This is a genomic window from Gleimia coleocanis DSM 15436 (genome assembly GCF_000159015.1).
Lineage (GTDB): Bacteria > Actinomycetota > Actinomycetes > Actinomycetales > Actinomycetaceae > Gleimia > Gleimia coleocanis.
Genome location: NZ_DS999563.1, coordinates 1 through 240 on the forward strand (window position 1 = coordinate 1; position 240 = coordinate 240).

Sequence of the window (240 nt, forward strand, 5' to 3'; positions counted from 1 at the left end):
GCCTCGTCGTGTTACGATCACGGAACAGCGACAGGCCGAGCCAGACCAGATAGGCCGAGCCGGCGAGCTTCATCGCGGTGAATAGCGGCGGCACCGCGTGAAACAGCAGTGCAAGGCCGGCAGCCGCGGCGATGACATGGACATAGCCGCCGAGATGCAGGCCGAGCGAGGCCATCAGCCCCGCGCGCCGGCCGCCCGCGAGCGTGCGGGCGGCGGCGTACAGCATGGCCGGCCCCGGGA

1 protein-coding gene is annotated in these 240 nt (G+C 71.2%); it reads right to left on the reverse strand.

Features of this window, described 5'->3' with window-relative positions:
* On the reverse strand, positions 1-226 hold a 226-nt coding region (locus HMPREF0044_RS07680), incomplete at its 3' end, for a LysE family translocator (protein WP_245528831.1).
* Positions 227-240: the final 14 nt, after the last annotated feature.